At 70.5% G+C, this 13822-nt stretch carries 11 protein-coding genes; 10 read left to right on the forward strand and 1 reads right to left on the reverse strand.

Annotation, left to right across the window (positions count from 1 at the left end; genetic code table 11):
- Positions 1 to 65: 65 nt before the first annotated feature.
- The 3 genes from FHS34_RS25765 (at position 66) to FHS34_RS25775 (ending at position 3437) form a co-directional block, all read left to right on the forward strand.
- Entirely contained in the window at positions 66 to 1109 is a 1044-nt protein-coding gene (locus FHS34_RS25765) for an Rv2578c family radical SAM protein (protein ID WP_184969503.1), read from the forward strand.
- A 149-nt stretch (positions 1110 to 1258) separates the two neighbouring features.
- Positions 1259 to 2821: an alpha/beta hydrolase gene (locus FHS34_RS25770; protein ID WP_184969505.1), complete on the forward strand. Its 1563-nt coding sequence runs from the start codon at positions 1259 to 1261 to the stop codon at positions 2819 to 2821.
- Between the two features lie 91 nt (positions 2822 to 2912).
- Positions 2913 to 3437 (forward strand): GNAT family N-acetyltransferase, encoded by a 525-nt coding sequence (locus FHS34_RS25775; RefSeq protein WP_184969506.1) that lies wholly within the window; start codon positions 2913 to 2915, stop codon positions 3435 to 3437.
- A gap of 7 nt (positions 3438 to 3444) precedes the next feature.
- Here FHS34_RS25775 and FHS34_RS25780 read toward each other — a convergent pair whose 3' ends face one another.
- The gene (locus tag FHS34_RS25780) at positions 3445 to 4026 is read right to left on the reverse strand and encodes an adenylosuccinate lyase (RefSeq protein ID WP_184969508.1); all 582 of its coding nucleotides are present in this window, start codon (positions 4024 to 4026) and stop codon (positions 3445 to 3447) included.
- 407 nt (positions 4027 to 4433) lie between these two features.
- Here FHS34_RS25780 and FHS34_RS25785 point away from each other — a divergent pair, with 407 nt between their 5' ends.
- The 7 genes from FHS34_RS25785 to FHS34_RS25815 all read left to right on the forward strand — a co-directional run bounded on the left by FHS34_RS25785 (position 4434) and on the right by FHS34_RS25815 (position 13713).
- Entirely contained in the window at positions 4434 to 6239 is a 1806-nt protein-coding gene (locus FHS34_RS25785; protein WP_184969510.1) for a 3-hydroxyacyl-CoA dehydrogenase family protein, read from the forward strand.
- 118 nt (positions 6240 to 6357) lie between these two features.
- Positions 6358 to 7197 carry a TetR family transcriptional regulator gene (locus tag FHS34_RS25790; protein WP_184969512.1) on the forward strand — a complete coding sequence of 280 codons (840 nt, stop codon included), beginning with the start codon at positions 6358 to 6360 and terminating at the stop codon, positions 7195 to 7197.
- Between the two features lie 427 nt (positions 7198 to 7624).
- Entirely contained in the window at positions 7625 to 8962 is a 1338-nt protein-coding gene (gene ccrA, locus FHS34_RS25795) for a crotonyl-CoA carboxylase/reductase (protein ID WP_184969642.1), read from the forward strand.
- Positions 8963 to 8979: 17 nt separating this feature from the next.
- Positions 8980 to 11028 carry an ethylmalonyl-CoA mutase gene (locus FHS34_RS25800; protein WP_184969514.1) on the forward strand — a complete coding sequence of 683 codons (2049 nt, stop codon included), beginning with the start codon at positions 8980 to 8982 and terminating at the stop codon, positions 11026 to 11028.
- Complete coding sequence (locus tag FHS34_RS25805; protein WP_184969516.1) at positions 11025 to 11987, forward strand: HpcH/HpaI aldolase/citrate lyase family protein; 963 nt, start codon at positions 11025 to 11027, stop codon at positions 11985 to 11987. Before FHS34_RS25800 ends, FHS34_RS25805 begins: the two co-directional genes overlap by 4 nt.
- A 5-nt stretch (positions 11988 to 11992) precedes the next feature.
- Positions 11993 to 12505, forward strand: a complete 513-nt coding sequence (locus FHS34_RS25810; RefSeq protein ID WP_037654726.1) for a MaoC family dehydratase — start codon at positions 11993 to 11995, stop codon at positions 12503 to 12505.
- Between the two features lie 2 nt (positions 12506 to 12507).
- A complete protein-coding gene (locus FHS34_RS25815; RefSeq protein ID WP_184969518.1) occupies positions 12508 to 13713 on the forward strand; it encodes an acyl-CoA dehydrogenase family protein in 1206 nt (401 codons plus the stop codon).
- Positions 13714 to 13822: the final 109 nt, after the last annotated feature.

Consider the following 13822-nt stretch of genomic DNA (forward strand, 5'->3'; position numbering starts at 1 on the left):
CGGGGATCACACGATCATGGGAACAAGTGTTCTATTCTATGCGCCGGCGCTAGCAAGGAGGTCTCATGCGCTGGGAGAACCTCACGGACGAGAACGAACACGGCCGGGCCGCCGACGCCGCGCTGTTCGGCGCGGACGCCGTGACCGTCCGTACGTTCGACACGCCCGAGTTCCGCGGCATCACCTTCCACGAGGTGCGGGCGCGGTCGGTGCTGAACCGGGTGCCGGGCGCCTCGCGGATGCCGTTCGAATGGACCGTGAATCCCTACCGGGGCTGCTCGCACGCGTGCGTGTACTGCTTCGCGAGGAAGACGCACAGCTATCTGGACCTCGACACCGGCATCGGCTTCGACACCCAGATCGTGGTCAAGGTGAACGCGCCCGAGGTGCTGCGCCGCCAGCTGGGCTCGCGCCGCTGGCAGGGCGACCACGTGGCGATGGGCACGAACGTCGACTGCTACCAGCGCGCCGAGGGCCGCTACCGGCTGACGCCGGGCATCATCTCCGCGCTCACCGACCACGCGAACCCGTTCTCGATCCTCACCAAGGGCACCCTGATCCTGCGCGACCTGGACCTGCTGGTCCGGGCGTCCGAGGTGACGGACGTGGGCATCTCGGTCTCCGTCGGCTTCCTGGACACGGAGCTGTGGCGCACGGTGGAGCCGGGCACGCCCGCGCCCGAGCGCCGGCTGGACGTGGTGCGCGCCCTCGGGGAGCACGGCATCGGCTGCGGGGTGCTCATGGCGCCGGTGATCCCGTTCCTGAGCGACCAGCCGGACCGGTTGCGGGAGACGGTGCGGGCCGTCGCGGCAGCCGGGGCCACCTCGGTCACCCCCCTGGTGCTGCACCTGCGCCCGGGGGCCCGCGAGTGGTTCATGGCCTGGCTCGGGCGGCACCATCCGTACCTGGTGCGCCGGTACGAGCGGCTGTACGCGGAGGGCGCCTACGCGCCCAGGTGGTACCAGCGCCGGATCACCCGTCAGGTGCACGAGCTGGCGCAGGAGTACGGCATCGGGCCCACGCGCGCGGGGCAGGCCCGCCGGATCCGCCCGGCCGGGCCGGAGCGGGCCGCCGCCGGAGCGGAGCCGGTCCAGCTCAGCCTCATGTGAGCGCGTCCGAGGGCGTTAGGGCGCATCCCACGGCCCAATTGGGTCAAGTATCGCCGCAACACGTTCTTCGGTGCCCCGACTCCGGGACGATCCGGCGAGAGCCGTGAGCCTCGCGGTTCACCGAACCCCTCCGTCCCGGGAGGACCTGTATGAGAAGACGCGCAGCCGCGCTGTGCGCAGCCGCCGCCGTGCTGGCGGGCTCGCTCGCCGCCGTTCCCGCCCGGGCGGCCGGCACCGCCGCCGTGCCGGAGCCCGCCTGGAAGAAGTGCGGCACCCGCGACTACCCCGCGCTCCAGTGCGCCTCCGTGCAGGTGCCGCTGGACCACGCGCACCCGTCGGGGCGGCGGATCACGCTCGCCCTGTCCCGCGTTCCGCACACCGCGCGGTCCTTCGAGGGGCCGCTGCTGGTCAACCCGGGCGGTCCCGGCGGCAGCGGTCTGACGCTCGCCGGGTTCGTCGCCTCGGCGCTGCCGAAGAGCGTGGCGGCCCGGTACGACGTCATCGGCTTCGACCCGCGCGGCGTCGGCCGCAGCCGGCCCGCCCTGTCCTGCGCGCCCGGGCACTTCGCGCCGGGGCGCCCGGACTCCGTGCCGGCCACTCCCGAGCTGGAGCGGGCGAACGTCGACCGCGCGCAGTCCTTCGCGGCCGCCTGCGGCCGGAAGTACGCCGACGTCCTGCCGTACATGGACACCGTCAGCGCGGCCCGCGACCTGGACACCGTGCGCCAGGCCCTCGGCGCGCCGCGGATCAGCTACTTCGGGTACTCCTACGGCACCTACCTGGGCGCGGTGTACGCGAAGCTGTACCCGGAGCGGATCCACCGCCTGGTGCTGGACTCGATCGTCGACCCGACCGGTGTCTGGTACCGGGACAACCTCGGCCAGGACTACGCCTTCGACGACCGCCACCGCGCCCTGATGGCCTGGATCGCGCGGCACGACGACGACTACCGGCTCGGCACGGATCCGGGAAGGATCGAGGCCCGCTGGTACGCGATGCGGGCGGCGCTGGCGAGGAAGCCGGCCGGGGGCAAGGTCGGGGCGGCGGAGCTGGAGGACACCTTCATGCCCGGCGGCTACTACAACGGCTACTGGCCCTACCTCGCCGAGGCGTTCGCGGCCTACGTCCACCGCGGGGCGACGGGCGCGCTGGTGGAGGCCTACGAGAACTTCGCCGCCGTGGACGGCTCGGGCGACAACGGCTACAGCGTCTACACCGCGGTGCAGTGCCGTGACGCCGTCTGGCCGCGCGACTGGGACAGGTGGCGCGCGGACACCTGGGAGGTCTACGCGAAGGCTCCGCTGATGGCGTGGAACAACACCTGGTACAACGCGCCCTGCGCGTTCTGGCCGACGGCCCCGCTGCGCCGGGTGAACATCGCCAACGGCAAGCTGCCGCCGGCCCTGCTCCTCCAGGCGACCGACGACGCCGCCACCCCGTACGCCGGCGGTGTCACGGTGCACCGGCTGCTGGCCCGCTCCAGCCTGGTGGTCGAGCAGGGCGGCGGCAACCACGGCGTCACGCTGAGCGGCAACACGTGCCTGGACGGATACCTGGCCGCCTATCTGGCCGACGGCGGGGTGCCGCGGGGCGCCGGGCCGGCCGACGCGGTCTGCGCCAGGTCGCCGGACCCGAAGCCGCTGACGGCGAAGGCGGCACGGGCGTCGTCCCGCGGCTCGACCCTGCACCGGCTGCTGGGCTTCCGCCGCTAGCGGAGCCACGGTGGCGCACGGGAGGCCGCCCTTCGGCCCGCGGTCCGATATTCGCGGGCGGAGCCGGAGGGCGGTTCTCTAGGGTTCCGTCATGGACGATCCGTACACGCTCATACGCCCCATGACGCTCGCCGACTGCGACCGCGTCTCCGAGATCCGGGTCCGCGGCTGGCAGCACGCCTACCGGGGGCTGGTACCGCAGACGTACCTGGACGGGCTCAGTGTGCCGGCCGACGCGGAACGGCGGCGGGCCCGGTTCGGACAGGGCGACGGCTCCGTGGTGAGCCTGGTCGCCGAGCGGGACGGCACGGTGCTCGGCTGGGCGGCGACCGGGCCCTACCGGGACGGTGAGGAGCGCACCGGGGACGCCGAGCTGTACGCGATCTACATCGACCCGGAGCACCGGGGCGGCGGGATCGGGCGGGCGCTGCTCGCCGCGGCGGTGGAGCGGTGCACGGCGTGTCCGCGCATGCTCCTGTGGGTCCTGAAGGGCAACGCGTCCGCCCGCCGCTTCTACGAGCGCGCCGGATTCCGGGCCGACGGGGCCGAGGAGCCCTTCGAGGCGGACGGTGTACCCGTGCCCGAGGTGCGTTACGCCCGGAGCCTGCGCGGCTGACCGGCCGTCACCCCGGCTGCCGCTGCGGTATGCGGGCCAGCGCGTGCACCGCCGCCTCGGCGAGCGCCGGATGCGCCAGCGCCTCGTTCAGCACCCGCCGGGCGCGGGGGTCGCCGAGCGCGCCCAGGCCCTCCACACAGGCGAGGGCGACCCGCCGGTAGGGGTCGTGCGGGCGCAGTCGCCGCTCCAGGGTGGTGATCAGCGCGGGTACCGACTCCGGGGCGCGCAGGGCGGCCAGCAGCCGTACCGGGTGCAGGGCGTAGGCGACGCGGAGTTCGTTGGTGGCGAGGGCGGCGGCGGCCCGGGCCGTGCGCGGGTCGCCGAGGCGGGCGAGGGCGTGCGCGGCGGAGGCGCAGCGGGGCGGGTCGCGGTGGTTGAGCAGCAGCACCAGGGCCTCGAAGGCGCGCCGGTCGCCCGCGCGGCCGAGGCGGAACGCGGCCAGTTCCCTGGCCCACAGCGGCTGTCCGGGCGCGGTGAGCACCTCCGCCAGTTCGTCGTGGTCGTCGGTGGCCAGCAGGCGGTCGAACGCCGCCGAGCCGCCCGACTCCCGCCGTAAGCGTTCCGTGAGCGATCGCAACTCTTCGTCCACGAGGTCCAGCGTAGAGGGGTCGCGCCGACGGAGGGAGCTACATCACAAAGTCCGGGGACTAGCGCGCTCGTTACCCGCCGGTTAAGCTCATACGAGCGAGTAACCCTCTCGCATTCCACCGGCGACGGTTTGGTGACGCAGCCGCCGCCGGGGACACCTTCCGCACCCTCGGGCCGCGGGAGAGTCTGTCGGTTCGGTACACCGTGTGTACCGCAGTACGACCCGGCTTCGGGACAGAGCCGGTCGGAAGATCCGCCGTTCCCGGGCGTGTGCGCGTCCGTGGCACCGGCAGCACCGGGCGTGTGCGCTCGCAGCCCGGCAACACCCGCACTTTTCCTCGCACCGTGGTGCGCCCTCGGCGCACCCGGCGCGTTCCTCGTCGTCACCCTCATTCCTGGAGTCCCGCGATGGCCACTCCCCTGTCCGACACCCCTCTGTCCCCGCTCAAGACGATCGCCGTCATCGGCCTCGGCACCATGGGCACCGGTATCACCGAGGTCCTCGCCAGGGCCGGCCGCGAGGTGATCGGCATCGACATCGGCGAGGCCCAGACCGCGAAGGCGCTCGCCGCCCTGGAGGCCGCCACGGCCCGGGCCGTGGAACGCGGCCGGCTCACCGAGGAGGAGCGTGCCGGGGCGCTGGCCCGGGTGCGCACCGCCACCGACCTCTCCGCGGCGGCCGACGCCGACCTCGTCATCGAGGTGGTCCCGGAGTCGTACGAGATCAAGCACCAGATCTTCCGGGAGCTGGACGGCATCGTCCGCCCGGAGACGATCCTCGCGACCGGCACCAACGCCCTGTCCGTGACCCGGCTGGCCGCCGACTCGGCCCGCCCCGAGCGCGTGCTCGGCCTGCACTTCTTCAACCCGGCGCCGGCGATGAAGCTGGTCGAGGTGGTCTCCTCGGTGCTGACCGCGCCGGGGGCCGTCGCCGCCGTCACCGACCTGGCGATCGAGCTGGGCAAGGAGCCGGTCGCGGTCGGCGACCGCCCGGGCTTCGTCGCGGACGGGCTGCTCTTCGGCTACCTGAACCAGGCCGCCGCGATGTACGAGGCCCGGTACGCCTCCCGCGAGGACATCGACGCCGCCATGCGGCTCGGCTGCGGCCTGCCGATGGGCCCGCTCGCGCTGCTGGACCTGATCGGCGTCGACACGGCGCGTACGGTCCTGGAGGCCATGTACGCCGAGTCCCGGGACCGGCTGCACGCCCCTGCCCCGGTCCTCAAGCAGCTCAGCGAGGCGGGTCTGACGGGCCGCAAGGCCGGGCGGGGTTTCTACACGTACGAGGCGCCGGGCAGCGGCACGGTGGTGCCGGACGCGCTCACCCCGGCGGAGGGCGCCGCGGCCGCCGCGGGCCGCGAGGTCCGCTCGGTCGGTGTCGCGGGCTCCGGGACCATGGCCTCCGGTATCGCCGAGGTGTTCGCCAAGGCGGGCTACGAGGTCGTGCTGGCCGCCCGCAGCGAGGAGAAGGCCCAGACGGCCAAGGCCCGCATCGGCAAGTCCCTGGCCCGGTCCGTGGACAAGGGCCGGCTGACCGCGGAGGCCGCCGCGCAGATCCTGGACCGGATCGCCCCGGCCGGTTCCTACGACGCCTTCGCCGACGTCGACCTGGCCGTCGAGGCGGTCGCCGAGGACCTGGAGGTCAAGCGGCAACTGTTCGCGACGCTGGACAAGGTCTGCAAGCCGGGCGCGGTCCTGGCCACCACCACGTCGTCGCTGCCCGTCGTGGCCTGCGCCCGCGCCACCTCGCGCCCGCAGGACGTGATCGGCATGCACTTCTTCAACCCGGCGCCGGCCATGAAGCTGGTCGAGGTCGTGCGCACGGTGCTGACCGCGGACGACGTGCACGCGACGGTCCGCGAGGTCTGCGGCCGGATCAGGAAGCACGCGGTGGACTGCGGGGACCGCGCGGGCTTCATCGTGAACGCGCTGCTCTTCCCGTACCTCAACAACGCGATCAAGATGGTGCAGGAGCACTACGCCTCGCTCGACGAGATCGACGCGGCGATGAAGCTCGGCGGCGGCTACCCGATGGGCCCGTTCGAACTGCTGGACGTGGTCGGGCTGGACGTCTCGCTGGCGATCGAGAAGGTGCTGCACCGCGAGTTCCGCGACCCGGGTCTCGCCCCGGCCCCGCTGCTGGAGCATCTGGTGGCCGCGGGCTGCCTCGGCCGCAAGACCGGCCGCGGCTTCCGCGAGTATGCCCGCCGCTGACGGCGGCGGTGACTGGTTCCGGACGGAGCCGGACTGGGGCGGACTGCTCGACCCGGCCGGTGTCCCCCTGCCCCCCGCGGGCGGGGGACACCCCGGACCCGCGCACCGAGCTGCGCACATGCAGTACGTTCGGGTCATGTCCCAGCCCGCCAGGTCCTCACGTACACCAGTTACGCCCGACGCGCCGGAAAGTGCCGCAGGCAGCCGCGCCGCCGCCCAGCGGCTCAAAATGCGCCGAGAACTGGCGGCAGCAGCCATGGAGCTGTTCGCGACCAAGGGGTACGAAGCCACCACCGTCGACGAGATCGCCGCCGCCGCCGGGGTCGCCCGGCGCACCTTCTTCCGCCACTTCCGCTCCAAGGAAGAGGCGATCTTCCCGGACCACGACGACACCCTGATCCGCGCGGAGGCGGTGCTCAACGCCGCTCCCGCCCACGAGCACCCGCTCGACACCGTGTGCCGTGGCATCAAGGAGGTCATGAAGATGTACGCGGCGCGGCCGGAGATCTCGGTCGCCCGCTACAAGCTCACGCGCGAGGTGCCCACCCTGCGCGAGGCCGAGATCGCCTCCGTGGCCCGCTACGAGCGCCTGTTCACCCGCTATCTGCTCGGTCACTTCGACGAGCACGCGCACGCCGACGACGCCAACGACGACCCGCTGCTGGCCGAGGTCGCCGCCTCGGCCGTGGTCACCGCCCACAACCACGTCCTCAGGCGCTGGCTCCGGGCGGGCGGCCAGGGCGACGTGGAGGCCCAGCTGGACCACGCCTTCGCCATCGTGCGCAAGACCTTCGGCAGCGGCATCGGGGCCGGCCGCGGCCCCGCCTCCGGGCCGGCCGCCGCGACCCCGCCGGCCACGGCCTCCGCGCACGGCGAGGTGCTGGTGACGGTCGCCCGGACCGACGCCCCGCTGGAGGAGGTCATGCGGACCATCGAGGAGGCGCTGAAGGAGCGCTGACGGTTCGCTTCCGCTGTGAGGACGGCCACCCTTCGGGGTGGCCGTTTTGGCGTGTCCGGGGCTGTTTTCTCAGGGATTTCAGAGGCTGTTCGATCGATCATCGCTCATTTGTTACGTAAAGATTTCATCTGAGAGGAAGTTCTGGCACTCAGTGCCTTGTCACCTGACACGCGGTGTCATACGTTGAAGGTGTCCGGGCGGCCGGCGAGCAGAGACCACTCGTTCGCCGGCTGTCCCCGCAAGCCACGGCCTGCGCGCCCGGACGCCTGCGTCACAGGCAACCTCCCGCGCCACAAAGCGCTGCCGAAGCACCACCCGGCCGAACCGACGGCACACCTCAAAACCCTCAGCAGCACTCATCGCAGCACCGACGAATCCCCAGCGCCCCTCCCTCAGGGCGCTCACCGCCGGAGGCAACACCGTGACCGTGAAGGACATCCTGGACGCGATCCAGTCGAAGGACGCCACGTCCGCCGACTTCGCCGCTCTGCCGCTCCCCGACTCGTACCGCGCGATCACCGTGCACAAGGACGAGACGGAGATGTTCGCGGGCCTCGAGACCCGCGACAAGGACCCGCGCAAGTCGATCCACCTCGACGAGGTGCCCGTGCCGGAGCTCGGCCCGGGCGAGGCCCTGGTGGCCGTCATGGCCTCCTCGGTCAACTACAACTCGGTGTGGACCTCGATCTTCGAGCCGCTGTCCACCTTCGGGTTCCTGGAGCGCTACGGCCGCACCAACGAGCTGGCCAAGCGGCACGACCTGCCGTACCACATCATCGGCTCCGACCTCGCGGGCGTCGTCCTGCGCACCGGCCCGGGTGTCAACGCCTGGAAGCCGGGCGACGAGGTCGTCGCCCACTGCCTCTCCGTCGAGCTGGAGTCCTCGGACGGCCATAACGACACGATGCTCGACCCCGAGCAGCGCATCTGGGGCTTCGAGACCAACTTCGGCGGCCTCGCCGAGATCGCGCTCGTCAAGTCCAACCAGCTGATGCCGAAGCCGGACCACCTCAGCTGGGAGGAGGCCGCGGCCCCGGGCCTGGTCAACTCCACCGCGTACCGCCAGCTGGTGTCCCGCAACGGCGCCGGCATGAAGCAGGGCGACAACGTCCTGATCTGGGGCGCGAGCGGCGGACTCGGCTCCTACGCCACCCAGTTCGCCCTCGCCGGCGGCGCCAACCCGATCTGTGTCGTCTCCAGCGACCAGAAGGCGGACATCTGCCGCTCGATGGGCGCCGAGGCGATCATCGACCGCAGCGCCGAGGGCTACAAGTTCTGGAAGGACGAGCAGACCCAGGACCCGAAGGAGTGGAAGCGCTTCGGCAAGCGCATCCGCGAGCTCACCGGCGGCGAGGACATCGACATCGTCTTCGAGCACCCCGGCCGCGAGACCTTCGGCGCGAGCGTCTTCGTCACCCGCAAGGGCGGCACGATCACCACCTGCGCCTCGACCTCGGGCTACATGCACGAGTACGACAACCGCTACCTGTGGATGTCGCTGAAGCGCATCATCGGCTCCCACTTCGCGAACTACCGCGAGGCCTGGGAGGCCAACCGGCTCATCGCCAAGGGCAAGATCCACCCGACCCTGTCGAAGACCTACTCCCTCGAGGACACCGGCCAGGCGGCCTACGACGTCCACCGCAACCTGCACCAGGGCAAGGTCGGCGTGCTGTGCCTGGCGCCCGAGGAAGGCCTGGGCGTGCGCGACGAGGAGATGCGCGCCAAGCACATCGACGCCATCAACCGCTTCCGCAACATCTGAGACACCCGGGGTCATAGATGACTGAGCGTCAGTCCGCCGAAGGCAGGCGGGAGAAGGACCGGCCGTGGCTCATGCGCACGTACGCCGGCCACTCCACGGCCGAGGCGTCCAACGAGCTGTACCGGCGCAACCTCGCCAAGGGCCAGACCGGTCTGTCGGTGGCGTTCGACCTGCCGACCCAGACCGGCTACGACTCCGACCACATCCTCGCCCGCGGCGAGGTCGGCCGGGTCGGCGTGCCCGTCGCGCACCTCGGTGACATGCGCCGGCTGTTCCAGGACATCCCCCTGGAGCAGATGAACACCTCGATGACGATCAACGCCACCGCCATGTGGCTGCTGGCGCTCTACCAGGTCGTCGCCGAGGAGCAGGGCGCGGACATCACCAAGCTCCAGGGCACGACCCAGAACGACATCGTCAAGGAGTACCTGTCCCGCGGGACGCACGTCTTCCCGCCCGGACCGAGCCTCCGCCTGACGACGGACATGATCGCGTACACGGTCTCCCACATCCCGAAGTGGAACCCGATCAACATCTGCAGCTACCACCTGCAGGAGGCCGGGGCCACGCCGGTGCAGGAGATCGCGTACGCGATGTCCACCGCGATCGCCGTCCTCGACGCCGTGCGCGACTCCGGCCAGGTGCCGCAGGAGCGCATGGGCGACGTGGTCGCCCGGATCTCCTTCTTCGTGAACGCGGGCGTCCGCTTCGTCGAGGAGATGTGCAAGATGCGGGCGTTCGGCCGCATCTGGGACAAGATCACGCAAGAGCGGTACGGCATCGAGAACCCCAAGCAGCGCCGGTTCCGCTACGGCGTCCAGGTGAACTCGCTCGGCCTGACCGAGGCGCAGCCGGAGAACAACGTCCAGCGGATCGTGCTGGAGATGCTCGCGGTGACCCTCTCGAAGGACGCACGCGCGCGTGCCGTGCAGCTGCCCGCCTGGAACGAGGCGCTCGGCCTGCCCCGGCCCTGGGACCAGCAGTGGTCGCTGCGCATCCAGCAGGTCCTCGCCTACGAGAGCGACCTGCTGGAGTACGAGGACATCTTCGAGGGCTCGAAGGTGATCGAGGCGAAGGTGGACCAGCTGGTCGGGGACGTCCTCGCGGAGATCGACCGCATCCAGGAGATGGGCGGCGCGATGGCCGCCGTGGAGTCCGGCTACCTGAAGTCGCAGCTGGTCGCCTCGCACGCCGAGCGCCGGGCCCGGATCGAGTCCGGCCAGGAGAAGATCATCGGCGTCAACATCTTCGAGGGCACCGAGCCCAACCCGCTGACCGCCGACCTGGACACCGCGATCCAGACGGTGGACCCGGCGGTCGAGAACCGGGTCATCGAGTCGCTCCAGCGCTGGCGGGACACCCGCTACCAGCCGCCCTTCAACCACCCGCGCCCCTGCAAGGCGCTGGAGCGGCTGAAGGAGGCGGCCAAGGGCACCGGCAACCTCATGGAGGCCACGCTGGAGTGCGCCCGCGCAGGGGTCACCACCGGCGAGTGGGCGGGCGCCCTGCGCGAGGTGTTCGGCGAGTACCGGGCGCCCACCGGGGTCTCCTCGGCGCCGGTCGCCGTGCCCGCCGAGGCCGGCTCGGCCCTCGCCGAGGTCCGCGCCAAGGTGGACGCCACCGCGCGCGACCTGGGGGTCGGCAAGCTGCGCTTCCTGGTCGGCAAGCCGGGCCTGGACGGGCACTCCAACGGCGCCGAGCAGATCGCCGTCCGTGCGCGCGACGCCGGCTTCGAGGTGGTCTACCAGGGCATCCGGCTCACCCCGGAGCAGATCGTGGACGCGGCCCTGGCGGAGGACGTCCACGCGGTCGGCCTGTCGATCCTGTCCGGCTCGCACGCCCAGCTGGTCCCTGACGTGCTGGAGCGGCTGCGTGTGGCCGGTGCCACAGATATACCGGTGATCGCAGGTGGCATCATCCCGAACGGTGACGCCGAACAGCTCAGGGCCGCCGGCGTGGCCGCGGTGTTCACCCCGAAGGACTTCGACATCACCGGGATCATCGGCCGCATCGCCGACGAGATCCGGAAAGCGAACAAGCTCGACCCCCTGGAGGTCCCCGCATGACGACCGTCAACCGCCTTCGCCCGCGGCGCTCGTGCCTGGCCGTACCCGGCTCGAACCCGCGCTTCCTCGAGAAGGCGCAGGGCCTCGCGGCGGACCAGGTCTTCCTCGACCTGGAGGACGCGTGCGCGCCGCTCGCCAAGCCCGAGGCGCGGCACACCATCGTCAAGTTCCTGAACGAGGGTGACTGGACGGGCAAGACGCGGGTGGTCCGCGTCAACGACTGGACGACCGAGTGGACGTACCGCGACGTCGTGACCGTCGTCGAGGGCGCCGGCCAGAACCTCGACTGCATCATGCTGCCGAAGGTGCAGACGGCCCAGCAGGTCGTCGCCCTGGACCTGCTGCTGACGCAGATCGAGAAGACCATGGGCTTCGAGGTCGGCAAGATCGGCATCGAGGCGCAGATCGAGAACGCGCAGGGCCTGAACAACGTCAACGAGATCGCGCAGGCCTCCCCGCGCGTCGAGACGATCATCTTCGGCCCGGCCGACTTCATGGCGTCCATCAACATGAAGTCGCTGGTCGTGGGCGAGCAGCCGCCCGGCTACCCGGCGGACGCCTACCACTACATCCTGATGAAGATCCTGATGGCCGCCCGCGCCAACAACCTCCAGGCGATCGACGGCCCCTACCTGCAGATCCGCAACGTCGAGGGCTACCGCGAGGTGGCCCAGCGCGCCGCCGCGCTCGGCTTCGACGGCAAGTGGGTGCTGCACCCCGGCCAGGTCGAGGCGTCCAACGAGATCTTCTCGCCGTCGCAGGAGGACTACGACCACGCCGAGCTGATCCTGGACGCGTACGACTACTACACGTCCGAGGCGGGCGGCAAGAAGGGCTCCGCGATGCTCGGCGACGAGATGATCGACGAGGCCAGCCGCAAGATGGCCCTGGTCATCTCCGGCAAGGGCCGGGCCGCCGGCATGCAGCGGACCAGCAAGTTCGAGATCCCGGAGGCCTGAGCGCGATGCAGTTCGGACGCACCTACGAGGAGTTCGAGGTCGGTGCGACGTACAAGCACTGGCCGGGCAAGACGGTCACGGAGTACGACGACCACCTGTTCTGTCTCCTCACCATGAACCACCACCCGCTCCACATGGACACCAACTACGCCGAGAAGACGACGGATTTCGGCAAGAACGTGGTGGTCGGGAACTACATCTACTCCCTCCTGCTCGGCATGTCCGTCCCGGACATCTCCGGCAAGGCGATCGCCAACCTGGAGATCGAGTCGCTCAAGCACGTCGCGCCGACCTTCCACGGCGACACGATCTACGGCCAGACGACCGTGCTGGACAAGTGGCCGTCGAAGTCGAAGAACGACCGTGGCATCGTCTACGTCGAGACCAAGGGCTACAAGCAGGACGGCACCCTGGTGTGCGTCTTCCGCCGCAAGGTGATGGTGCCCACCGAGACGTACATCAAGGAGCGCGGCGGCGAGCAGCCCGGCCGCCCGGAACCGAAGCAGCAGGAGAAGTAGGCATGGCCCGTCTCGCCCAGACCGCCGGTCTGACCGACGTCCAGCAGGAGATCCTCTCCACGGTTCGGGACTTTGTCGACAAGGAGATCATCCCTGTCGCGACCGAACTGGAGCACCGCGACGAGTACCCGCAGCAGATCGTGGACGGCCTGAAGGAACTCGGCCTGTTCGGTCTCATGATCCCCGAGGAGTACGGGGGCCTGGGCGAGTCGCTGCTCACCTACGCGCTGTGCGTGGAGGAGATCGCCCGCGGCTGGATGTCGGTGTCCGGCATCATCAACACGCACTTCATCGTCGCGTACATGCTCAAGCAGCACGGCACGCAGGAGCAGAAGGACCACTTCCTGCCGAGGATGGCGGCCGGCGACATCCGCGGCGCCTTCTCGATGTCGGAGCCGGGCCTGGGCTCCGATGTGTCGGCGATCACGTCGAAGGCGGTCAAGGACGGCGACGAGTACGTCCTGAACGGCCAGAAGATGTGGCTGACGAACGGCGGCACGTCCTCGCTGGTGGCCGTTCTCGTCCGGAGTGACGAAGGACACCCCGAGGGCACCGCGCCCCACAAGTCGATGACCACCTTCCTGATCGAGAAGGAGCCGGGCTTCGGCGAGGTCCGCCCGGGCCTCACCATCCCCGGCAAGATCGACAAGATGGGCTACAAGGGCGTCGACACCACCGAGTTGATCATGGATGGCCTGCGCGTTCCGGCCGACCGGGTGCTCGGCGGGGTCACCGGCCGAGGTTTTTACCAAATGATGGACGGCGTGGAGGTCGGCCGCGTCAATGTGGCGGCGCGCGGCTGCGGCGTCGCCCAGCGCGCCTTTGAGCTGGGCGTCCGCTACGCCCAGCAGCGGCACACCTTCGGCAAGCCGATCGCCCAGCACCAGGCCATCCAGTTCAAGCTGGCCGAGATGGGCACCAAGGTCGAGGCCGCGCATGCCATGATGGTCAACGCGGCTCGCAAAAAGGATTCCGGGGAACGAAACGACCTCGAAGCAGGGATGGCGAAGTACCTCGCCTCCGAGTACTGCAAGGAGGTCGTGGAGGATGCCTTCCGGATCCACGGCGGCTACGGCTTCTCCAAGGAGTACGAGATCGAGCGCCTCTACCGGGAGGCCCCGATGCTGCTCATCGGTGAAGGCACCGCCGAGATCCAGAAAATGATCATCGGGCGCAGGCTGCTCGAAGAGTATCGATTCCAGGGCTGATTGTCCGGATACGGGGTGTTTTCTTCGAGAAGAAGATCACACCCCGTAGACGGTCTTCGGCCGCCGACTCGGCTTCCTGGCTTGCCCAGTTGTAGGCCCCGACCGGTAC

The sequence above is a fragment of the Streptomyces echinatus genome, assembly GCF_014203595.1.
Taxonomy (GTDB): domain Bacteria; phylum Actinomycetota; class Actinomycetes; order Streptomycetales; family Streptomycetaceae; genus Streptomyces; species Streptomyces echinatus.